General features: G+C 33.5%; 22 protein-coding genes and 1 other RNA gene. 3 read left to right on the forward strand and 20 right to left on the reverse strand.

All coding sequences use genetic code 11. The features are described from left to right. The first annotated feature begins 11 nt into the window (after positions 1 to 11). Positions 12 to 371: a DUF2809 domain-containing protein gene (locus ACJJV4_RS07935; RefSeq protein ID WP_405293173.1), complete on the forward strand. Its 360-nt coding sequence runs from the start codon at positions 12 to 14 to the stop codon at positions 369 to 371. Beyond that, positions 358 to 1,026 carry a DUF1361 domain-containing protein gene (locus tag ACJJV4_RS07940; RefSeq protein WP_405293176.1) on the forward strand — a complete coding sequence of 223 codons (669 nt, stop codon included), beginning with the start codon at positions 358 to 360 and terminating at the stop codon, positions 1,024 to 1,026. The genes ACJJV4_RS07935 and ACJJV4_RS07940 overlap by 14 nt, the downstream gene beginning before the upstream one ends. Here the strand turns inward: ACJJV4_RS07940 and ACJJV4_RS07945 are convergent. Together ACJJV4_RS07945 and ACJJV4_RS07950 are read right to left on the reverse strand one after the other, a co-directional pair. Further along, positions 1,023 to 1,805, reverse strand: coding sequence for an SDR family NAD(P)-dependent oxidoreductase (locus ACJJV4_RS07945; RefSeq protein WP_405293260.1), 783 nt, complete (start codon positions 1,803 to 1,805; stop codon positions 1,023 to 1,025). The genes ACJJV4_RS07940 and ACJJV4_RS07945 overlap by 4 nt on opposite strands. Positions 1,806 to 1,834: 29 nt before the next feature. Next, a complete protein-coding gene (locus ACJJV4_RS07950; protein WP_405293179.1) occupies positions 1,835 to 3,037 on the reverse strand; it encodes an NAD(P)-dependent oxidoreductase in 1,203 nt (400 codons plus the stop codon). A 273-nt stretch (positions 3,038 to 3,310) separates the two neighbouring features. On the opposite strand from ACJJV4_RS07950, the gene ssrA reads away from it, so the two are divergent. Next, positions 3,311 to 3,705: a transfer-messenger RNA gene (ssrA, locus tag ACJJV4_RS07955) on the forward strand. A 131-nt stretch (positions 3,706 to 3,836) separates the two neighbouring features. Here the strand turns inward: ssrA and ACJJV4_RS07960 are convergent. From ACJJV4_RS07960 to ACJJV4_RS08045, 18 genes are all read right to left on the reverse strand, one after another. After that, on the reverse strand, positions 3,837 to 4,463 hold the full coding sequence (locus ACJJV4_RS07960) for a Pycsar system effector family protein (protein ID WP_405293181.1): 627 nt from the start codon (positions 4,461 to 4,463) through the stop codon (positions 3,837 to 3,839). A 103-nt stretch (positions 4,464 to 4,566) separates the two neighbouring features. Continuing rightward, a complete protein-coding gene (locus tag ACJJV4_RS07965; RefSeq protein ID WP_405293184.1) occupies positions 4,567 to 4,950 on the reverse strand; it encodes a YHS domain-containing (seleno)protein in 384 nt (127 codons plus the stop codon). Between the two features lie 67 nt (positions 4,951 to 5,017). Continuing rightward, positions 5,018 to 5,389 (reverse strand): hypothetical protein, encoded by a 372-nt coding sequence (locus tag ACJJV4_RS07970; protein WP_405293187.1) that lies wholly within the window; start codon positions 5,387 to 5,389, stop codon positions 5,018 to 5,020. Between the two features lie 4 nt (positions 5,390 to 5,393). Further along, entirely contained in the window at positions 5,394 to 6,800 is a 1,407-nt protein-coding gene (locus ACJJV4_RS07975) for an FAD-dependent oxidoreductase (RefSeq protein ID WP_405293189.1), read from the reverse strand. A 7-nt stretch (positions 6,801 to 6,807) separates the two neighbouring features. Continuing rightward, complete coding sequence (locus ACJJV4_RS07980; protein ID WP_405293192.1) at positions 6,808 to 8,418, reverse strand: glutamate synthase-related protein; 1,611 nt, start codon at positions 8,416 to 8,418, stop codon at positions 6,808 to 6,810. Then, a complete protein-coding gene (locus ACJJV4_RS07985) occupies positions 8,415 to 8,795 on the reverse strand; it encodes a hypothetical protein (protein WP_405293194.1) in 381 nt (126 codons plus the stop codon). The genes ACJJV4_RS07980 and ACJJV4_RS07985 overlap by 4 nt, the downstream gene beginning before the upstream one ends. Continuing rightward, the gene (locus ACJJV4_RS07990; RefSeq protein ID WP_405293196.1) at positions 8,795 to 9,064 is read right to left on the reverse strand and encodes a hypothetical protein; all 270 of its coding nucleotides are present in this window, start codon (positions 9,062 to 9,064) and stop codon (positions 8,795 to 8,797) included. The genes ACJJV4_RS07985 and ACJJV4_RS07990 overlap by 1 nt, the downstream gene beginning before the upstream one ends. A 3-nt stretch (positions 9,065 to 9,067) precedes the next feature. After that, positions 9,068 to 10,735, reverse strand: coding sequence for a CRTAC1 family protein (locus ACJJV4_RS07995; protein ID WP_405293198.1), 1,668 nt, complete (start codon positions 10,733 to 10,735; stop codon positions 9,068 to 9,070). Beyond that, positions 10,728 to 11,393, reverse strand: a complete 666-nt coding sequence (locus tag ACJJV4_RS08000) for a DUF6796 family protein (protein ID WP_405293200.1) — start codon at positions 11,391 to 11,393, stop codon at positions 10,728 to 10,730. The genes ACJJV4_RS07995 and ACJJV4_RS08000 overlap by 8 nt, the downstream gene beginning before the upstream one ends. 344 nt (positions 11,394 to 11,737) lie before the next feature. Beyond that, positions 11,738 to 12,403, reverse strand: a complete 666-nt coding sequence (locus tag ACJJV4_RS08005) for a Crp/Fnr family transcriptional regulator (protein WP_405293202.1) — start codon at positions 12,401 to 12,403, stop codon at positions 11,738 to 11,740. A gap of 130 nt (positions 12,404 to 12,533) precedes the next feature. After that, positions 12,534 to 13,535 carry a family 16 glycosylhydrolase gene (locus ACJJV4_RS08010; protein WP_405293204.1) on the reverse strand — a complete coding sequence of 334 codons (1,002 nt, stop codon included), beginning with the start codon at positions 13,533 to 13,535 and terminating at the stop codon, positions 12,534 to 12,536. Between the two features lie 82 nt (positions 13,536 to 13,617). Beyond that, the gene (locus ACJJV4_RS08015) at positions 13,618 to 14,397 is read right to left on the reverse strand and encodes a family 16 glycosylhydrolase (RefSeq protein WP_405293206.1); all 780 of its coding nucleotides are present in this window, start codon (positions 14,395 to 14,397) and stop codon (positions 13,618 to 13,620) included. Between the two features lie 63 nt (positions 14,398 to 14,460). Then, positions 14,461 to 14,823, reverse strand: coding sequence for a hypothetical protein (locus ACJJV4_RS08020; protein ID WP_405293208.1), 363 nt, complete (start codon positions 14,821 to 14,823; stop codon positions 14,461 to 14,463). A 20-nt stretch (positions 14,824 to 14,843) separates the two neighbouring features. Continuing rightward, complete coding sequence (nagB, locus tag ACJJV4_RS08025; protein WP_405293210.1) at positions 14,844 to 16,772, reverse strand: glucosamine-6-phosphate deaminase; 1,929 nt, start codon at positions 16,770 to 16,772, stop codon at positions 14,844 to 14,846. Positions 16,773 to 16,853: 81 nt separating this feature from the next. Next, entirely contained in the window at positions 16,854 to 18,614 is a 1,761-nt protein-coding gene (locus tag ACJJV4_RS08030; RefSeq protein ID WP_405293212.1) for an SGNH/GDSL hydrolase family protein, read from the reverse strand. 88 nt (positions 18,615 to 18,702) lie between these two features. Then, positions 18,703 to 20,025, reverse strand: coding sequence for a sugar MFS transporter (locus ACJJV4_RS08035; RefSeq protein WP_405293214.1), 1,323 nt, complete (start codon positions 20,023 to 20,025; stop codon positions 18,703 to 18,705). Between the two features lie 41 nt (positions 20,026 to 20,066). After that, a complete protein-coding gene (locus ACJJV4_RS08040) occupies positions 20,067 to 22,331 on the reverse strand; it encodes a glycoside hydrolase family 3 N-terminal domain-containing protein (RefSeq protein ID WP_405293216.1) in 2,265 nt (754 codons plus the stop codon). A 9-nt stretch (positions 22,332 to 22,340) separates the two neighbouring features. Continuing rightward, the gene (locus tag ACJJV4_RS08045) at positions 22,341 to 23,132 is read right to left on the reverse strand and encodes an alpha/beta hydrolase-fold protein (protein WP_405293218.1); all 792 of its coding nucleotides are present in this window, start codon (positions 23,130 to 23,132) and stop codon (positions 22,341 to 22,343) included. Positions 23,133 to 23,147 lie beyond the last annotated feature (15 nt).

Raw genomic sequence — 23,147 nt, forward strand, 5'->3', positions numbered from 1 at the left:
ACAGAACGTTTATGGTTTTAACCATAGCATTGCTTATTGTAGAAATACTAATTGCCGTATACTTAAAAACTGGCTTTATACGCTATACCGTTGGCGACTTTCTTTCGGTGATTTTACTCTATTGCTTTTTCAGGAGCTTTCTTGAAATTAGACCTTTAAAACTCGGCATGTTTGTTTTGATATTTGCGTTTTTTATTGAATACTTGCAACTTTTAAACATACTACATTACTTTCATCTAGACCAGTATAAAATACTAAACATCATATTAGGTAGCACGTTTCAAATAGGTGATTTAGTGGCTTATACCCTTGGTATTATTACTGTTTTAATAATAGAACATTTAAACTTTAAATTTTATGAATTACGTTAACAACTTAATATCTTATCGCTATAAATCTTTAGCACTATTAAGCGTTTCGATAAGCTCCACTCTAATTTTACTCATGATTAGGATGAAGCTCGCTAACTCATCCAACTATCTTTTTTTAGTTTGGAATCTATTTTTAGCAGGCATTCCATATGCTATTACAATTTATTTAGTAAGTATCCCCAAGCTTAATAAAATCACTTTGTTTTTAATATTTGGCTTGTGGCTGCTTTTTCTACCAAACGCGCCATATATATTAACAGATATGTGGCATTTAAGGTATAATCACCCTCATATTTTTTGGCTAGACATTTTGTTAATTTCGGCCTTTGCTTTTAACGGTATGATGTTGTTTTATTTTTCTATTAGCGACATGAAAAACCTGTTGTTAAAGTACTTGAATAACACAAAAACTAATTTCATAATGGCATCCCTATTTTTTATATGCGCATTTGGTGTGTACTTAGGACGTTTTTTGCGGTATAATTCTTGGGAAATACTAAGCAACCCTAAATCTTTATTTATTGATATCATAAATATTCTAATTCAACCTTTTTCTAACAAAGAAGCTTGGCTGTTCACCTTTGTATTTGGTGCCTTTTGCTCGGTAGGCTATTGGATATTTAAAAATATAAGTATGGAAACTAAAAGTAACTAATTACTTCTATTTTTAGCTTGAAGTTTTCTAACTATAGTTGTGGCCGCATTACGTGTAATAAACCGAGGTATTACTGCTAAAACTTTATTAAAACGCCCAGGAATAGCATAGCTTTTACCTTTTAGCATGGCTTTATAACCGTAAAGCGCAACATCTTTTGCACAAGCCATATTAAATGTAATTTTATTGTCGCAAGTATCTTCGGAAACCGTTTCTTGAAATGCTGTTTTTGTTGGCCCTGGACAAAATGCAGTCACCGTAACACCTGTACCTTTTAACTCGTTCGCTATAGCTTCGGAAAAGGATAACATATAGCTTTTTGAAGCATAGTAAATAGACATAAGCGGCCCCGGCTGAAAAGCTGCTAAAGAAGACATGTTTAATATTTTACCCGAACCACGTTTAACCATGCCATCGAGCACCAATTTTGTTAAATGCGTTGTAGTAACTATGTGTACATGTAACATAGCCGATTCGCGTTCCCAATTGGTTTCCGCAAAGGTACCAAACAGACCAAAACCGGCGTTATTTATTAAAATATCTATTGGTACATCACCAATATCGTTAATAATATCTTGAGAGACATTGGGTAAACTTAAATCCTTAATTAATGCTGTAACCTCGACGTTAAACTGAGTTTCTACTTCAGTTTGCACTTGGGCTAATTTAGCTGAGTCAATATCAACAAGTATTAACTTATATGCGTCTTTTGCTAATAATAAAGTTAACTCATAACCCAATCCTGAGGCTGCTCCTGTTACTAATGCTGTTTTAATAATGTAGGTATTTTGGAATTATTACAAACTTATTAGTTTCCGTCAACATATCCCTGTAAATAGGCGAAATTTTGGGTTAATTTAGCATTTCCCGTCATTTTTGCTCGTTTTAAAACACCATCGGTATCATTATTAAAAAATGCCGGAATAACGTGCTTTAAAAACATATCTCCAAAACCTTCGCTAGCATCTTGCGGAAGTTCGCACGGTAAATTATCGACAGCCATAATGGTTATAGCTTTGTCGTTTTTATAATCAACTTCTTTTTCGGTTTGCGGATCGTATCCATAAATAGGATCTGCAATAGTTGATGCTTTTAAAGTTGTAGCTACAGGCCCATCGACATCGCAACTAATATCGGCAACTACTCTTATATTAAAACCTGGAGACTTAACATCGGTTCGAGTGTATAAATATGGCGCCCCATCTCCAAAGAAATGGCCTGCAATATAATAATCGGTTACTTTAGCAAAGCGCATAAAATTAGATTCATAATCTTGTGGGTTATCGAAAAAATCTTGATTATCGATTTCCTTTCCATCTTTACGTTTATTGTAATCTAGCACATCTATTTTACAGTATACAGGTTCGTGAAAAGCGCTATTTAAGTAATCGGTAACCGATACACTTTTAATAGACATGGCATCCAGCATTTCTTGGGCTCCATTTGCAACTTTACCACTACCTGTAAGTAATATTTTTATGTTTGGTAAGTCTAATTTATTAAGCTCGTTGATTAAGGCTTGTTGGTTTGGTAATGGGCCTGCTTTAGGTAACTCCCAACTATTAAACTTTAATCCCCATGCCCTAAACCCATTGTAAGCACCAACTATTCCAGCATATCGACCGAAACCAATTAATCGAAAACCTTTGCTGTTTACAATCGTTTCATGATCGTAAAGTTCTATGTTTTTGTCTAAAATAGCTTTTAGAAGTTTACGGTTGTAGGGTTGTTTTTTTATAGTATGTGAAAAGAAAAAATATTTTTTATTCGGAATTAATGCATCGATAGGTACTTCTTTTACGCCTAACATCACATCGCAGTCTGATACATCTTGTGAAACCTCAAAACCGGCCTTTATGTATTCTGAATCGGGAAAGACACGAATATCGGAACTTTCTACTTTAAAAGTGGCCTGCGGAAATTGTTTTTGCGCTTCTACTAATTTTGATGGTGAAAATACCACTCGACGATCGGGCGGGTTTTTGCGTTCTTTTATTATAGCAAATTTCATGGCTTGTTGTTTAGGTGTAATTTCGGAAATTTATTGAGATTTTTGAGTAATTGTTCTAAATATTTTTATTGTTGCAAGGCTAACACGTATTTATATTGGTATAATTTTTGATTTATATTAACGGATTACCTAGTAGTTTGAAAGTTTTAATTAACTTTGCAGACTGTGCGTTAGGGATTGAACGGTTTGTTTGAGCTCCCGACCTTAGGAGGAGCGAGTAGTGAAAGCCCGCCCCTTTATGGGTAACGCCCAAATTACTATTTTATTAAGAACGGGGTCGACTGGTTTTGACAGCGAGATTAACGAAACGGTAAGCACGTCGTGTAATGGCATTGATACACGTTAAAGGCTAGACCAACTTTTAAACGGCGAGAATAACTACGCTTTAGCTGCATAATCTGAATTATAGTAAGATTAGCCTAGGTACACAAGGTGTACAAGCTTTATGTCTCCGGAAAGCCTTGATTGACGGCGTTCCATTTTGAGATATCGTAAATGTCAATATAGTTTAAGTAGCGCTTTGATGCTTTTACGAAACTAAAGAAGATAAGTTAAAAGTGGGTTGTCTTTAACCAGCTTTTAGTCGAAAACCCAAGAAAAGAATAAACGTGTAGAAGGCCCTTTGGTTACTTGTTTGGACGAGAGTTCGATTCTCTCCGACTCCACAAAAACCCTTATAACTAGCTAGTTATAAGGGTTTTATTTTTTTAGAGGTGCTGTATAGGTGTCAATTTTGTTCAAAAACATCATTATTTCTTTCAATGCTTCTCAGTATACTTTAATAATCTTTCATAAAACATTAAATAAGCCCTCCAAAAAATGCGTGACAGCCAATAAATGCAATGACTGATAGAATAATGCCTATTAAAAAAATATTAAAAGATTTACGAAGGAGCTTAAATTTACGATCAATCGTTTTACCTAAGTGATAAGTATCTTTTGCAATGGTTTTATAAAGCTCATCGCCTTCATTCATTAAGTTAGTAAGTTTATCTACATATTGATCCTCTTCCATATCATGGAAGTTACCATAAAACATTAAATTATTTGTCTCTCTTTTACCATGAACCAATTCTGGGCGTGTAGCAAAAATAGCAAAGGTTATAGAAGCTAGATTAGTAAATAAAATCATTACTACTGGATAAATAAGATGAGGATCTTTTCCTAATTGACTCATAACAGTCCCTAATATTAACGACAAAATTAAAGTATTTATAGATATTAAAATATTTGATTTTGTATCTATCATTGTATTCAAGGTATATTGGTTTTTAGACAATAACCTAAATAATGTTTCTACACCGCGTTCAGACCTTGGCGCTACTTTAGCTAATTTCTTTTTTAACTGCTTTAAGCCGTCTTTATCAAGACTTAATTCATCCATTAAATACTTATCTTCTGCTTTTTCTTTTAGTTTATTGCTCATATATAAATTTGTGAAAAATGAGGATTAAGGGTATATATTAAAACGACTATACAAGCGGAACTAAATTCACTTAACATAACATATATAGGCTTTAAAAAAGCCATTAAACATTCATTTTAGCCCAAGCAGCATCTGCTAAAGCTCTTAATTCTTCTGGCTTTTTAACCCATTGCCTTTTAGCATCGATAATTCCGAAAAGTATTCGAGTAAAAAAGTATAATTTACCATCACGCACTTCCCAACTTTTAGGATTAGGATCTAATTGCTTATCTTCAGACATCGCTATAGCGCAAAACCCTCCGTATTCTGGAGTGTATTGTGCTGGTGAGGATTCGAATTTTTTCTTATTTTCTAATGAAATAAAAAAATACTTAGCGTCATTGAAAGTTGAAGTGTGAGTCTCGTTTCCTTTTTTTGGGTTTCCGTTAAAAAATGATACCACATCATATCCTTGTGCTGCAATTCCGTCTTTTAAATTTTGTTTCATTTTATCTATTTTAAAATTATATTCATTTTTTAAGGTTCCATTAGTAATTATTTCTAAAAGCCCTTGTTTACTCTAGTTTGCTTTTAAATTGATTTTGACGAATGGTTACCGCTCTAAAAGAATAAAGAATCAACGAAATAAGACCAATGAGTGCAAAAACAATTGCCAAAACGCTTGTATATAAAGACGTTTTTCCTACTTCATATAAACCATTTATAACGGCAGAAATTAATAAAAGTGCTACTGCAACATAGAAAAAAACCATCGCCATATTTAGTAACCTTAACTGTTTTAATTTACTTGCAGTAATTGATTTTTTATTAGAATTTTCGATCATTCCGCTTATTTCATTACTCAATGTTACCATTAAGTTTGAAGTAGAAAGAATAAGTAAACCTAAGCCAGGAACAATTGTAATTGGTAAATGCCAGTTTTCCATATCTCTATTTTAAGTGATTTCGAACACCATAACTTGCCAATACACCTTCGCCTGTAGCAGCAGCTACTTGTGCAATTGCACCTTCGCGACAATCTCCAGCAGCAAAAACACCAGACACATTAGTTTCTCCTAAAGCTGTTGTAGTAATAAATCCATTTTTATTCAAATCAATAACACCTTTTACACTCGTTGTGTTTGGAATTAATCCGATAAAAATAAAAGCACCATCTGCAGTTAATTCTTCAGTTTCTCCTGTTGTTTTATCTTTAACTTCCAAACCTTTAAAATTGCCATTTTCATCCTTAGTAAATCCTAATGATTCTTTATTAAGGTGAGTTTCTATATTTTTCATAGATGGTAGTTTTTCAATATAAGTTTCAGAAGCTGAAAATTCTGAACCACGATTTACAATAGTTACTTTTTTACAAAAGCCAGCTAAAAAGATACCTTCTTCCAAAGCACTATTTCCTCCACCAATTACAATCACTTCTTTATCTCTATAAAAAGCACCATCACAGGTTGCACAGAAGTGAATACCTGCGCCTATTAAATCTTCTTCATTGGCAATTCCTAATTTTCGGTAGGTAGACCCTAAAGCTAGTACCACAGATTTACTTTGGTATGCGCCCATATTAGAATCTATATCAAATAAGTTACCGTTTTTAGAAATGCTTTTTACCTCAACACCAGTTTCAATGCTTGCTCCGTATACCTTGGCTTGTTCTGCCATACGTTGCATTAATTTTGGGCCAGAAATCTCCGTAAAACCAGGATAGTTTTCGATTTTTTGTGTTAAATAGGCATTACCTCCAATATTCTTTTTTTCAAGAATTAAAGAACTAAAACGATCGCGTTGAATGTAAATAGAAGCCGTTAATCCTGCTGCACCAGCACCTACAATAACACTATCGTACACCTTTTTTTCTGATTCTTTACCAATGTTTAAAACGTCTTTCAGAATCGAATTATCTGGATTGGTATAGCTTTTATCACCAATAAATAAGGTAGGAATAATACGTTTTCCTTTATTAATTTCTTCTACTTTTTCGGCAGCCCAATCGTATTTATCGACTTCTATATATTGAAAATTAATATGATTGTCCTGTAAATATCCTTTTGCGCGTTGACAATCTGGACACCAATCCGCGCCATATAAAATAACGCGTCCTTGCTCATTAATCCCTAATACGTTTGCTAAAACACTATTGTCTGGATTGGTATATGGTTTTTCATTAATAAGAATGGTTGGTATAATACGTTTACCATTATTAATACCCTCTACTCTTGCCGTTGCATCTTTATCTAAATCGACATCAATAAAATTGAAATCAACATTATTATCTTTTAAATAGGCTTTTGCGCGTTGGCAATCTGGGCACCAATCGGCACCATATAAATCTATTGTATTCATGTTTTTATTATTTTAAACCTGCGTAGTTAATTCCTGTTAAATAATGTATATCTCTATCAAAGGTTGACAAATCATCGTGATTAAATTTTGTAACGTCATCGTAACCGCAAGCACGTGCTACAACTCTAATTAAATCGTTTGTTGCTTCAAAGTAATTTTGTAATTGCTTAGCAGAAGAGTCTATAATTATTCGACTACGTAACGATTCTTTTTGAGTTGCAATTCCAACCGGACAGTTATTAGATCCGCAAGCGCGCATACCTAAACAACCAATAGCTTGTAATGCAGAATTAGATACCGCAATAGCATCCGCACCAAGCATCAAAGCTTTTGTAAAATCTTCGGCAACACGTAAACCTCCTGTAATAACTAAAGTTACACCCGTTGCTCCTACCTTATCCATATAAGCTCTTGCTCTTGCTAATGCTGGAATGGTTGGCACATTAATATGATCTCTTAAAATGGTTGGAGCAGAGCCTGTTCCGCCACCACGACCATCGAGAATAATATAATCTACACCAACATCTAACGCAAACTGGATATCTTTTTCAATATGACTTGCAGCAATTTTGAACCCAATAGGAATTCCTCCAGTACGTGCTCTTACTTTATCTGCAAATACTTTAAAATCTTCAACTGTGTGAAAATTTGGGTTAGCAGCTGGAGAAATAGCTGTTTCTCCTTTTTTTAAGCCTCTAACCTCTGCAATTTCTTTACTTACTTTACTTCCTGGTAAATGGCCACCTGTTCCTGTTTTTGCACCTTGCCCACCTTTAAAATGAAAAGCTTGTACGTTATCTAATTTATCCCAAGAGAATCCAAACTGCGCCGAAGCTAATTCGTAAAAATATTTAGAATTGCTGGCTTGTTCTTCTGGCAGCATACCACCTTCACCAGAACAAATTCCTGTCCCTGCTAATTGTGCCCCTTTTGATAATGCTATTTTTGCTTCGCGTGATAATGCTCCAAAACTCATATCACTTACAAAAAGTGGCATGTCTAGTTCTAGCGGTTTTTTTGCGTTTGGACCAATAACAACCTTAGTTGCAACATCTTCATGATCTAATAAAGGTCTTGATGCTAATTGTGCTGGTAAAAACTGAATATCGTTCCATTTAGGAAGTGTATCTCTATCGACTCCCATAGAAGCAGAAAATCCATGATGCCCAATATTTTTTAATCCGTTTGTAGCCAGTTCCTTTATATAACCAGTGTATGGTTCTGTTTCTTCAGGATGTGTATCTGCATAAGCACCTAAATAAGCATCACGATTAAATGGTTGCGGACTATTTACCAAATAAGCATCAATTTCAAATGCATCAACAAACAAATCATCACCTTCTATTTTAGTTGAAAACTTATGAAGTACTTCTTTATTATTATATTCTGAAACTCCAGAATCTACACGATAATCCCATCCGTGAACACCACAAATTAAATTATGACCATCTACATGACCGTCCGACATTAGTGCTCCTCTGTGTAAACATCTTCCGTAGAGTACAGAAATATCATCATCAAATTTCACGATTACTAAATCCAACCCATTTACGAGAGCGTGTTCCGGTTGCTTATTTTCTAATTGACTTACTCTGAATATTTTAATTGGTTTTTTCATTTTTTAAATTTTGATTTAAGATGATATATTTTTAAAGCGATTAAACTACTAAAAAGCAATAATGAATAATAACACATTGGTGTTCCAGAAGCTGTTTCTGGACATTCTGCATGTCCCGTAAACTGCATAACTGAAGCCATTAGAGCAATACTACCTGCTAAGCCTGTAAATAAAAAGTACAAGACATTCTTCTTTTTTAAAAGATGTACTATTAACGGAACAAGAAAACAGAATAGAATAACCAAACACATGGGGATGCCCATTATTTTTGGGCAGCCTTCACCTGTTTTAAATTCTTCCACAACTAATCCGCCAGCTCCATATACGCCTATTATGAGTATACCAAGAATAGCATAATATGCAATTCTTTTTAGCATTATTTGTTATTTACAACCACACATGTAGGGCATTCTGTTCCTTTAACTGTGCTCTTTAATTTTATGCCATTTAGATGTGTTACCATGAAATTCTGTACAAAGGCATAATTAGCACTATGGTTATTAACACTTATCTGTGCATCTTCATACTTTTCTCTTATGAGGTTATCGTACTCTTGATGCCCCCAACAATTAGGACAATAGTCCTTAGATAAATCATTGATCGTCTCTTGTTTACCTTTTCCTAATAATTGTTTTATAAACTTCATTTCTTACTTATTTTCTTCGATTGTTTCTGTATCTACATCTATTTCTTGAGCAACTTGAACTTTAACCTGTGATTTTAAATCTATAATCGAGTTAATTTTTGGGTTATCAAGACTAATTTCCCTGTTGTCTGCCAAAAGGACTTTTACGTTCAGAACAGTAGACTCTTTACCTAACCCAAATTGAAGTAATGCCGTTTGATCACTAGCTAAACCTTCTCCACTTACCAACCAATCGGTTAACGTTTTTGTTGGCGTAGTTACTGTTACTTTTGCGCCTTGTGCATTTACAGATTCTCCCAAATCTACTTGTAGATAATTATTAGTTCCGCCTTTATTGATGTAGGCTAAAGATGGTGAATCGATATTTACCCAAATCATGTCTAAATACCCATCTTGATTAAAATCACTTACTAGTGAAGTTATAGCGTAATACGGATTAACAACACCACTTTTTTCTTCGGTTGGTGCAAACGTGCCATCTTCCTTTTGAACTAAAAATCTACTAGGTAATTTAAATAGTTTATTAGGTGCAAAATCTACATAATTTTCAGCTACCATTAAATCTTGTAAACCGTCGTTATTCATATCTGCAAAGGTGCAACCCCAAGAAAACTCATAGTCTGCAATTTTAGTTTCGGCAGCTGTATCTGTAAATTTAAAATCGCCATCATTTCTAAACAGAATCCATTTTTCGTTAAATAAAGATGCATCTTTTACATCACCTTTAGCTAAAGCTCTTGGTAACGTACTTCCTGTATTAGAAAACATAAAATCTACCAAACCATCATTATTATAATCTCCAACTGCTAAACCCATTGGGTAGGCAAATTTTTTGGTTAATGGGTTTGGCTTCATAGTGTATGTTAGGTCTCCATTATTTCTATACGTTCTTGCTTCACCGGTATCATGTACCACAACTAAATCTAACCAAGAATCGTTATCAATATCGACCAATACACCTTGAAACGTATTATGAACATAGTCTAAACCAGCTTGTTTAGTGATACTTACAAAGTTTTCGTTTCCAGTATTTAAAAGTAATTCACTTGTAGAACCATAAGTATAATCTTCAAAAATGGTTTGACCTTCCATTAACTCTTTTTTAAGGTAGGTTGCCATAAAAATATCTAAATCACCATCTTTATCAATATCACCAACCGTTAATCCCGCAGGTGTTGATTTTTCGTTTATAGGTGTATCAATCTTTTTAGCGGTAAATTTTCCATTGGTATTATAATAGATTGTTAACCCATCTTCTCTACCAAGTATAATATCTGTAAATCCGTTGTTATCAAAATCGGCCGAAACAACACCAACTGTGGTTAAAGTGTTTCCTTTTTTCTGTAAATTAACTTCGGAAGAAATATCTACAAACTTATTATCTCGATAAGCAAAAATGGCGTCTTCTTGAAACATACCGCCTCCAAAAAAGACTTCATCTATATTATCGTTATCAATATCTATTAAAGCTGAAGGTGCAATTGGTAACGATTTATCGCCATTATATTGATGTTTAAAATCGATTACAACGTCCTCAAACAAAGGAATTTTACTATCTTCTATTGTGATGTCGTATTTATCTGAAACTGAATCACGCCAGAAAAAACCAAGAATAAGTACAACCAGTAAAAGGATTACTATTCCTGTGAATTTTAGAATTTTTTTAAGCATTTTTTTGATTTTTAATGTATTTGTTAAATTGGTATAATGATAATCCGAAAAGAATAAAATGAGTGACGTTCATTAAAATAGGCAGCATGTGCTTTCCTAAAGCAGGTATTAGTTTTCCTAAAACCACTAATAAAATAAGTATAACAATGGGGTTGAAAATTGCCATCCATTTTTTGTAATATGTGCCTCCCTTTAAAATAGCGACAGCAAAAACAACAGATAGTGTTGCTATAATAACACGCAGCGCTTGCACTAATACTTCCATGTGGTTTGTATAATGCGCTAATAGATTTTGGTAAGTATTAGCATCCATGGCTTCTTTTAAATGAACAATGTTACCAATGGAAGCACGAGAGCCAATCCAAACACCGCCTACAGCGAAAGCTATAAACCCTATTGCTAAAACTAGTCTAGCTAAGGTTTCGTTTCCTGGTTTTAACATTCTGTATATATGAATGTATCCTGCAAAATAAAAAGGCAACCCAATTACGGCCAAGAAATGACCTGCGGTAAGATTATTTAATGATACGAATTTAAAAAATTGATAGTTTTCTGAATGTTCTAAAATGGAAGGTGAATAGTGTAAAAAGTATTCGCCTAATCCGACAAGAATAGAGGCAACAAGACCTAGATACCCTAAAGTTTTAGTTAATTTCATTTAATAGTTAATGTGTTAGTTTAGAGTTTGTCGAGATATGTTAAAATTGCTTTCAAAACAAAGTAAAATACTAAATATTAACACTTTAAAACTAGCACTAAGCCTACAGTATCACTCCGTATTTTATAAATAATTTATTTTAACATAAATGCTTCAGTATTGATAAAAGATTAAATGTAACGATGGTATTCTCTAATAAAAGGCAATCATTTTTAGTAAATTTAACATGAATCGATGCAACTATACTTGCTAAACCTATCGTTCTTTTTTTAAATAGAAAAAACAAAAGTCAAGCTGAAATGGCTATGAATATTGATAGCTAATTATTTGATAATAAAACTTGATTAAAAGGACTTAGGAACTGAAATAAACGCTTTATTATAGTCTAAAACCCCTTCTTTTCTCATAGTACTGAGTACATTACTCACTGTTTGTCTAGATGTATTTGTAAGATTTGCAATCTCTTTGTGCGAAAGCAGATTTTTAGCTATTAATCTTCCTGCTTCGTTAGTCTCACCAAATTCTTCTATATAATCTGCAATAAACTCTTTAATTCTAGTTACACTATCCTTATATAATAAATTGTGAAGCCTTCTTTCTAGTTTTTGAATTCGAAGTCCGTAAATTTTTAGCACGCCATTTTTTAGTGACTTATGCTTTTCCATAAGTGCTTCCATTTGCTCTGCTTCTATATAACAGATTACGCAGTCTTCTAAAGCATAAGCTATTTCTTCAGTTGCAGCTTTTTTATCATATAATGCAAGTTCTCCAAAAATATTACCACGTTGTAAAACGTACTTAACCGTACTATTGGTTTTATTTACAATTTTTACACTTCCTTTTTTTAGAAAAAACACACTATTTTTATGCTCATCATTAAGGTTAATTGGTTTTCCCTTTTCAATATTATCCATTTCTAGAATCTCGACAATCTTCATTATATTGAACATTCCGAGTTTCTTAAAAAGATTAAAATCTTCTAAAAACCAGTATTTTGTAATTGCTTTCAATTATAGTTTAGTAATAATTATACACCCAAAGGTATCACATTTGATGTCGGAATGATTATGCTATTTTTTTAATAGTTACTTCATACGACAGTTTAGATTAAAATCTAAAAAATAGACTTCGTTGGTTTCTTTAGTTCCCTACAGCTATTTTCTTACTAAACTTTTCGTACTCACTAGTAATAGAAACGATGTATATACCACTTTTAATATTTAAACAAGAGAATGAAAAATCAGGCGAATTAAACTGCTTTGACAACAATACCTTTCCGGTTAAATCGTAAAGCTGCATTTTATAATTACCAATTTCAGGAGCACTTATTACCATCTCATTACCATCCGAAAAGTATTTTACTAAAAACGAATCATTGATTGACACCTCTGAAACACTTAAGGATGCATCTGGATTTGTTATAGCTAAAACTAAGTTTCCATCTTCTATGTAAGCGTTTTCTTTTACAAAATCTACCTCGTTACCATAAAATGTCCATTCAGCTTTTGACCAACGCGAGGTATCAAAAGTATCAAAATCGTCACGCCATTGTTTGGTAAAATCTTGTGTTGTTCCGTTATAGCTAGAATACTCTAACCAATCTACGTATTGATATGCAGGCATAGCATTTTCATCTATTGTACCTACCCAAGCTGGGGTGCTAGAAATCCATGCATTAAACCGATACCCTTGCGATCTGTTCATATGATTTACAAAAGCTCCTGTTTTTCGTCTTTGCTCGACCCCATCGATAAACCATGCGACATAATTGGGAGTCCATTCTAAAGTAAAGATATGAAAATCATCTGCCAATGAATAGCCCAAAGGTATTTGCTGTTCACTGTGAATTAAATCACCATTTGAGTTATTAATGAATAGGTTGGTTGACATTATTTGCGCGTTGTCTCTACCAAGCACTTCAATATCAAGTTCAGCCCAATATGGATCTGATCCTCCTGGATAATGTTCAATAGTATAAAAGGTAGACAGCATTCCACTTCCTTCAATCATTTTCATACGCATTTCAAATTTTCCGTATAAAACCTTTCCCTTAGAATAAACCTCAGCTCCATGGTATGGCTTTTGCGCAAATAAAAATGCGCAAAACAATAACAACGTAAATGTTAAAATATTTTTTTTCATGATAAACCGACGCTAATTAATTTTTATTAATTCTTATTTTTTTCAAAAAATTTATTTCATCCTAAATCTAACGTTATAATTTTCAATTTGTATGAGGTGACTGTACTTTAGAAGTCTTGAAATATCGATTAGGATCGGTTATCGCTAAAACCAAATTACCATTTTCGATATAAACATTCTCTTCAACAAAATCGACCTGATTACCATCGAAGGTCCAATTCCCTTTTGTCCATCGCATTGGGTTTAGCCAGTAGAAATCGTCACGCCATTGCTTAGTGAAGTTTTGAGTTGATTCATTATAACTCGAATACTCTATCCAATCGACGTACTGGTATGCAGGCATCGCTTCTATATCAATGACACCTACCCATTCTGGAGAAGAAGATATCCATGCATTAAACCTATATTCCTGAGGTACGTCCATATGTTTTACGAAAGCCCCTGTTTTTCGTCTATACTCTATACCATCAATAAACCAAGCTATATAACTTGGTGTCCACTCTAAAGTAAAAACATGAAAATCATCTGCTAATGAGTAACTAAGAGGTATTTGTTTTTCACTGGAAATCCATTTCCCATCTACATCATTATTAAATAAATTTGTTGACATTATTTGGGCATCTTTCTTACCAAGCACTTCGATATCAATTTCTCCCCAATAAGGATTGGAACTTTTAGGAAAGTGCTTTATAGTGTAAAAGGTAGATAGCATACCACTACCTTTTATCATTTTCATGCGCATTTCAAATTTTCCGTATAATACAGTTTCCTTCGAATACACCTCTCCTCCTAGAAAAGGTTTTTGCGCAAAAAGTGTTGCATAGAAAAAGAGCAATATAAACGTTAATACTGGTTTTGTCATAATAAACTTTTATGTCTAGTTTGGTATTTATAAGGCTAGCCAGATAATAAACAACTTTAAAAATTAATGACTTTTATACATTGAGTTGATTTCAGTAAAACGAATGAGATGGAGATAAACTCGTTCTAATTTATTCATTATAGTTTGGCAGGACACACTAGATTTTCCTTCAACTCTTATCTCTACGAATTCTTTATTTTTTCTATTTCTGCAATGTTTAATACTGAAAGATCCGTTTGGAAAATAAACTTTTAGAATTTCTGCTTCGTTCATAAGATATAAATCAAATTCACCAGCGACCCAATTAAGAAACTTTTCATAAGTTCTTTTAGTTTTAATAGCTTCCACTTTTTTGAGACAGACAAGAGATCCTTGATTATTAACAGTCTTTGTGGTAGTTCCTAATCTATTATTTACTGGATTCATTTTGTATTTAGTGTATTTTATTAATAATACCATCTCACGAAGGCTTCCATCGCGGCATAATGAGATAACCCTAATTCATCATATAAATCCGCCGTTTCTTTATTTCTATCTTCTGCTCGCTGCCAAAACTCCCTGCTATCATTGCCTTGAAAAACTACACCATCTTTTTGAGATTGGTGCTTAAAAATGCCCTTTCGTTTTTCTAGAACTTGGTCTGGCCCCATAGGCACTGCCATTTCTATCTCATCAACACCCCATTCTTGCCATGCTCCTCGGTATAACCAAACCCAACAATCTTTCATGAATTTTTTAGACTTGAGCTGTTTTACTGCAGCCATTACAGCATCTAAGCATACCTTGTGCGTTCCGTGCGGATCGGCTAAATCACCTGCGGCATAAATTTGGTGAGGTTTTATTTTTTCTATTAAATCAGCCGTTATTTTTACGTCACCTATTCCGATAGGATTCTTTTTTATAGCTCCGGTTTCATAAAATGGAAGTTCCATAAAATGGATTTGTTCATCTGGAATTCCTATAAAATGGCAGGTCGATCTTGCTTCTCCTTTTCTAATTAATCCTTTAATATATCTAACTTCTTCAATATCTATTTCGCTCGATTTTTTATTCTTTAAAAAATTTGCCGATTTTTTATAAATCGCTAAAGCTTCAGCACTTGTTATTCCGAACTTCTCATTATAATCACAAACAAAACTTGCAAAACGAAGCGCCTCGTCATCTGCTACAGCAATGTTTCCAGAGGTTTGGTAACCTATATGAACTTCGTGACCTTGCTCGTGTAATCTTTTAAATGTCCCGCCCATACTAATAATATCATCATCTGGATGTGGACTAAATATAATAACACGTTTTTTTACTGGCTGTGCTCGTTCTGGATGTTTGCTATCATCGGCGTTTGGCTTTCCTCCTGGCCAACCAGTGATTGTGTTTTGTAGCTTATTAAATATTTTGATATTAATATCGTAAGCAGGGCCAGAATCAGCCAATAAATCACTCATACCGTTTTCAATGTAATCAGCATCGGTTAACATTAAAATTGGTTTCTTTAAATTAAGAGCTAAACTCAATACTGCTTTTCTAATAAGTCTATCTGTCCAGATAATTTTTTCAACCAACCAAGGTGTATTGACTCTTGTTAATTTTGAAGCTGCCGCTTGATCCAAAATAAACGTGGCATTATTATGCTCTTGCAAGTAAGATGCTGGTACACGACTAGTTATTTCTCCTTCTACTGAGGCTTTAATAATATTAGACTTTCTTTCTCCCCAGGCCAAAAGAATAACGCGTTTAGCTTCCATTATTTTTTTAACTCCCAAAGTAATAGCTGTTCTTGGTGTATTTTCTAAACCTGAAAAATCGCCACTAGCCGCTACTCTTGTTATATGATCTAGTGCTACTAAACGTGTTTTTGAGTTTTGGAGTGATCCAGATTCATTAAAACCAATATGTCCGTTTCCACCAATTCCCAAAACCTGTAAATCCAAACCACCCATCGCTTCAATTTTTGCCTCGTATGCATTGCAGTAGTCTGCAATATCTTCTTTAGTTAAGAGACCATCTGGAACATTATAATTTTCTGGTAATATATCTATATGATTAAACAATTGCTCCTTCATAAAACGAACATAACTGTTAACAGAATCTGGTTCCATAGGGTAATATTCATCTAGATTAAAGGATATCACGTTTTTAAAACTTAAACCTTCATCTTTGTGTAAACGCACTAATTCCGCATATAGTCCTTTTGGAGAAGATCCTGTTGCTAACCCTAAGATACAAGGTTGCCTTTGAGCTTGTTTTACCTTTATAAGATCTGCTATTTCTTTAGCAACTGCTTTTGATGCTACCTCTGAATTCTCGTAAACTACAGTGCCTATTTTTTCAAATCTTTTTTCGAAACCTGTTGCTTTGTCTATATTACTTTTTAACATGTCTTTATCGGTATTTATTGTTATTTTAGTTTCTACTCCAGTCGTTATCCTTATTCTTTTTTATATTCAATCTTTTTAACACTACTTGCTACCAAGTATTTCTTGTAACTCTTTTGCGATTATTGAATACCCTCTGTTGTTAGGGTGTAAACCATCAGAAAACAAGGTTTGGTTTACTTTTCCATTTTCATTCAGTAAAGGGGCATTTATATTATAATAATCAATGTTTATTTTTTCTTTTAACTGAGAAATTTCATGATTTAAACTAACTATTCTATCCTCTTTTCCTTGTCTTGGTAAAACACCTATAATAAAGACCATACTATTAGGCGAACGTTCCTTAACTGCCTTTACTAATCCTATCAAACCATCAATAATTTCAGAATTACTGTTTATTGATAAATTATTGGTTCCAATCATAAATACAATTTTTTCTGCATGAACTCCATCTAACTCATCATGGTGTATTCTCCATAACACGTTTTCTATATAATCGTATCCAAAACCATAGTTTCTTACTCCAAGAGGTTCCATGAAATCTTCCCAAGATTTTTGTCCATTAGGCTTAGATGTTTCAGGTTCACCTCCCCAGAAATTAATAATTGAATCACCAAATAGACAGATTTTTGATATGCCTAACTTGTTTAATTTTAATATCTTTTGATGGCGTTCTACCCAATTATAAACGGCAATATCTCTACTCTGTGTTTTAGCAATAGTAGTTGAGACGTCTCCTTTAGGTTCAACCAATACTTTTCTTATAAGATTTTCGAATACTTGTGCATACTGCGTTATTTTATATTTTGTTGCGTGTATATAATTTTTATTTGAATCAAAATTGAAACTAAAATCTGATTTCTTTAAAAGATATATATCTAAAACTCCTTTAGCTTTTAAATAATTAAAAGCTCGGTTTAATTCTTCATCTAAGTCTTTATAATCAATTCCATTTTTTTTAAGTGTTACATTTAAAAAACTTGAATGATTTGTTATTATAATAGGCGTTTTTGGCCGTTTAATTCTTAATTTCTCGACTGCATTTATAAGGGATTGAAATACATCACTTGTATGAGGTTTTAAATTTGACGAACAATCTAGAATATATAATTTAGCATCTACCTTAGCTATTAAATCAATCAATTCTGTTTCTAACTTATCGTTCTCTAAAAAACCAAGGTTAATTAAGGGTCTGTCTAATTTTCTCTGTAATACATTAGCCCAAGCCATTCCATAACTGGAAGTTTCACCTTCTTGATATAGAGATTCTCCATAAACTACAATCGGCCTTTCTATACGAATTGGCAAAGGGTTAAAAATACTTTCCTTATTAATTCCTATCTCTAAAAATTCAACCGTGCTTGAGAGAGGTAAAAACAATTGAAACTCCCGTCCGTAAGTTTTATAAATATCAGTTGAATCTTCGACATTAAATTCACAGTTGATTATAGAATCCGCCTTATATTTACCAGAATATCTTAGCCACTCACCATTTATAGATTTGCTATATAAATCTAACTCTCTAGTTTCTGATGGAGATATAACCTTATTAGAAATTTCATTCTTAACCTTATATTTCACGCATATTGTATCTGCATTAGACCAAAAACGAATAGACAGCCCAGTTGAATGCCTAGACGAATTCCATATCTGTTTTGTCACAACTTTTCGTAATCTTGCTGGAAGTCTGTCATATATTGATGCGACTTCACTGGGCCACCCTTGCCCTTCTAAAACGTCAAATTCATTGTTAGATGGATTCCACCATTTAAACTCTGTAGTTTTTTGAGAAAAAGAACTTTGTACAATTAATAATATAAAAACTACTACCCTAATTATTTTCATTTGATAACCAATCAGTTAAAACCCACAAGAGATTATGTTCTATTATTCGTTAATAGTAATTCTACAAGTTATTGATGCCAGAACGTATTTATTTCTTCGTCCAACTTTTAATTCTATGCCCCCAAACTGCAAAAAATAGAATGATTACATAACATGGAATAAGAATCCAATAACTACTTGTAGATGCCGCTGCCATAGCATCTGCTTGCTCCATCCCCTCTGCCATTAATCCAACTTTATTGGCATCCACTATTTTGCCATACAAAGGAGGGATAATTGCACCTCCAGATATAGCCATAATTAATAATGCCGAACCTGTCTTAGTAAATTTGCCTAAACCATCTAAGGTTAATGGCCAAATAGCAGGCCAAACTAATGCATTAGAAATACCAAGTGCTGCCACAAACATAATAGAAGTAAACCCTGTTGTATTTATAATACTAAAACTGTAAATAACGCCTAAAACTGCACTAATTTTTAATGCGGTTGTTTGCGTTAAATACTTAGGAATTAAAAACACGCCTAAAGCATAAGTGGCAACCATGGCCATAAGAGTATATGTTGTAAAAAACTTAGCATCTTCACCTGTAAAACCTAATGATATACCATAAGCAATAATAGTATCGCCAGCTATAACCTCTGCCCCAACATAAACAAATAACGCCAACACCCCCAACCATAAATTAGGGAATTGAAAAATACTAGTTTTTGCAGTTTCCCCTGGTTCTAATTCCTCTTCATGAGCTGCTTCTACTTGAGGTAAAGGAGCCTTTCTTATTAATAAACCCAATAAAAACAACACACTTGCCATAATGATATAAGGCATAAAAACACTATCTGCCATGGTATCTAAAAGCACATTTTTTTCTTCTAAAGTGGCCCCCGCCAATTTATCTTTAGTTTCGTCAATTCCCGATAATAATAATGCTCCAAAAATTAAAGAACCTAAAGCTCCTGCTATTTTATTCGCAATACCCATAATTGCAATACGTTTTGCACCGCTTTCTATAGGTCCTAAAATTGTGATGTAAGGGTTTGCTGCAGATTGTAAGATTGTCATTCCAACACCTTGAATAAAAATCCCTGTTAGAAATACCCAATAGGTTCTTGCCTCAGCGGCAGGAATAAATACCAAAGCGCCGATTGCCATTATAATTAAACCTAAAGACATTCCTTTTTTGTAACCTATTTTATTTAAAATATAAGAGGCGGGCAAAGCCATTACTACAAAAGAAATATAAGAGGCTGAGGCTACTAAATAAGATTGTGCATCTGTGAGTTCGTTAATCGTTTTCATGAAAGGAATTAACGCTCCATTGATCCATGTCACAAAGCCAAAAATGAAAAATAAACCTGCAATAATCACAATTGCTGTAGTGTTATTTTTAGCTGTTTTTATTGATCCCGACATAAGTATTAATTAATTTTAATTGGAGTTTGTGTGATTTTAAGTTATTCTAGCTTAAAGGAGTGTTTAAAATCGAAGTCTGAAGTTCCTTTTATAGCTATTTGAAATTCTCCAGGTTCTACACCGAATTTCAAATCTGCATTGTAGTATTTTAAATCTTCGACTGTTAAATCAAAATTCACGGTGATAGTTTCCCCTTTTTTTATGAATACCTTTTTAAAACCTTTAAGTTCTTTTACAGGACGTGTAAGGCTTCCTACTTTATCGTGTATATAGAGTTGAACAACTTCATAACCATCATAATCTCCAGTATTGGTAATAGTTGCAGAAACGGATAATGTATCTGAGAAACTAATAGTAGTCGAAGATAATGTGATATCAGAATACTCATAATTAGTATAACTTAATCCGTGGCCAAAAGCATATAGTGGACTATTTCGAACGTCTATATAATTAGACGAGTATCTTTCATTTGGATTATCATTGTGATTAGGTCTTCCTGCTCTTTTCATATTATAGTAAATAGGAATTTGACCTATAGTTCTAGGAAATGTTACTGGAAGTTTTGCTGAAGGATTATATGCTCCAAACAAAACATCTGCAACACCATAACCTCCGCTTGTTCCAGGAAACCATGTTTCTAAAATAGCATCTGCTAAAATATCTTCTTCAGATAAATCTAATGGACGACCGTTCATTATTACAAGAACAATTTTTTTATTTGGCACTGCTTTCCTAATCGCTTTAATTAAATTGGTTTGACTACCAGGTAATTTTATACTAGATCTAGAGGCAGCTTCACCACTCATTTTATAATTCTCACCTAATATCATGACCACTTTATCTGCCGTTTTAGCTGCTTGTATTGCAGCATTAAAACCACTTTCATCATTACCTTCAATATCACAACCTTTAGCGAAAACAATTTTAGAATCTTCTAAATACTCTTGAATACCTTGATGTATACTAATAGCTTTTCCTTTTCTATCTCCTTCTGCTGCCCAATTGCCAATAATGTTTTCTTTATCTTTTACTAAAGGCCCAATAAGTGCAATAGTTTGAGTTTTATTCAACGGCAATGAGGTATCATCATTTTTCAATAAAACAGATGCCATCGCTGCAGATTGTCGTGCGGCTTCTAAAAATTCAGGTTTGTAAATCACTTCTTTCTCTCTTTGCTTATCAGAATACCTGTAAGGATCATCAAATAATCCGAGTTTATATTTTGTTAGTAGAATTCTACGACATGCATCATTTATAAGTTCAATATCAACTTGACCTTCATTGACTAATTCTTCTAAATATTCATGATTTGCATTACTCATCATATCTTGGTCTACGCCTGCTTCCATAGCTAATTTAGTAGCTTCTTTTCTATCTTTAGCATAACCATGCATAACCAACTCATTGGTAGCAAAATAATCGGTAACTACAAAACCTTTAAAATTCCATTTGTCTTTTAAAATATTTCTAAAAATGTACTTATTTCCAGTTGCAGGAACACCGTTAAGCTCATTAAAAGCAGTCATAAATGTTTCAACACCAGCATCAACAGTAGCTTTAAAAGGCGGCAGATAAACATTCCAAAGTTCGTCTTGCCCCATATTTACAGTATGATACTCTCGACCTGCTTGAGCCGCTCCATAACCCACAAAATGCTTTGCAGTGGCTAATATGGTATTGTGTTTTGATAAATCGTCGCCTTGAAAACCTTCAACATAGGCTTTTCCTATTTTACTAGCTAAATACACATCTTCTCCTGCACTTTCGGAAATTCTTCCCCAACGCGGATCTCTACTTATATCTACCATGGGTGCAAAGGTCCAATGAATCCCTTCTGCTGAAGCTTCTTGGGCTGCAATACGAGAGCCTTTTTTAATATCTTCTAAATCCCAACTGGCTGCTAAGCCCAAGTTAATAGGGAAAATTGTCTTAAATCCATGAATTACATCGTATCCAAACAATAACGGAATACCTAAACGGGTGTCTTCGACTGCTATTTTTTGTAAATCTCTTGTTGCTTTTGCTGAAAATACATTTAGCATGGCGCCAACGGCTCCTTCTTTAACATATTTTTGATTGTTGTTACTTACAACAGGGCCTGTAACAGTTAAATCACCACTATACATTACTGTTTGCCCAATTTTCTCTTGCAATGTCATTAAATTCATTAATGAATCTATTTTCGCATCAAAAGGAGAGTTAGATTTACTTATGCCTTTATTATGAGATGGCGTTTTAGTTGTATTACAACCAAAACCTACAAGGAATAACATAGTAATTATAGTCGGTTTGATTATTCTGCTCATTTTTGTTTCTTAATTTTTAATATTAGAAAATAGCCAAGGTAATAACTCAGGTTCAGCAAAGGCCGAATCCCAACTATTGTGATTATCTTTTGCGTATAACGTGAAATTAGGTTTTCCTCCATATTCTAAAATACCATCAACCATTTTTACAGAAGCTCGTGGATTTACCACATTATCATTTGCGCCATGAAATACCCACAGCGGTGTTGTTTTAGCATAAGATTTTGCTGTTTCTGGGTTTCCTGCACCACAAATAGCAATAGCCGCCGCAAACATCTTTGGCTTTCTGTAAAGGATTTCAAAAGTTCCCATACCACCCATTGATAATCCACCAACGTATACTCGATTTTTATTTACGAAAGGTTTTAAGGTTAAACTATCTATTAACTGCATTACCAATGCCATTGGCTTAGTTGGCTCTACTCCTACCGGAAAATCTATCTTTATGGGCTTTGATGTTCTATCAATTTTCACATTTGCCCAATATGAACTTTCTGGACATTGAGGAAAAACAACAATAGATTGAAAATTGCGTCGGTTTTTTCTAGAGGCAAATAGCTTACTACCATGCGTTAACTGTGCTTCATTATCACTACCTCTTTCTCCTGCTCCATGAAGAAATAATACTAGAGGATATTGCTTAGATGCATCAAAATTTTTAGGCATTAAAATACGATACTGTAATGTGTCTGATTGATTTACAAACAACTCAGGTTCGAAACCGCTGTTTTTTTGAGCAAAAGAAAAGCTCGCATAAAATATAAATATGGCTATTGATATATAAATTCTGTAATTACTCATGTGATGCTAAATGTG

Origin of the sequence: Algibacter sp. Ld11 (assembly GCF_045066735.1) — a bacterium.
Lineage (GTDB): Bacteria > Bacteroidota > Bacteroidia > Flavobacteriales > Flavobacteriaceae > Algibacter.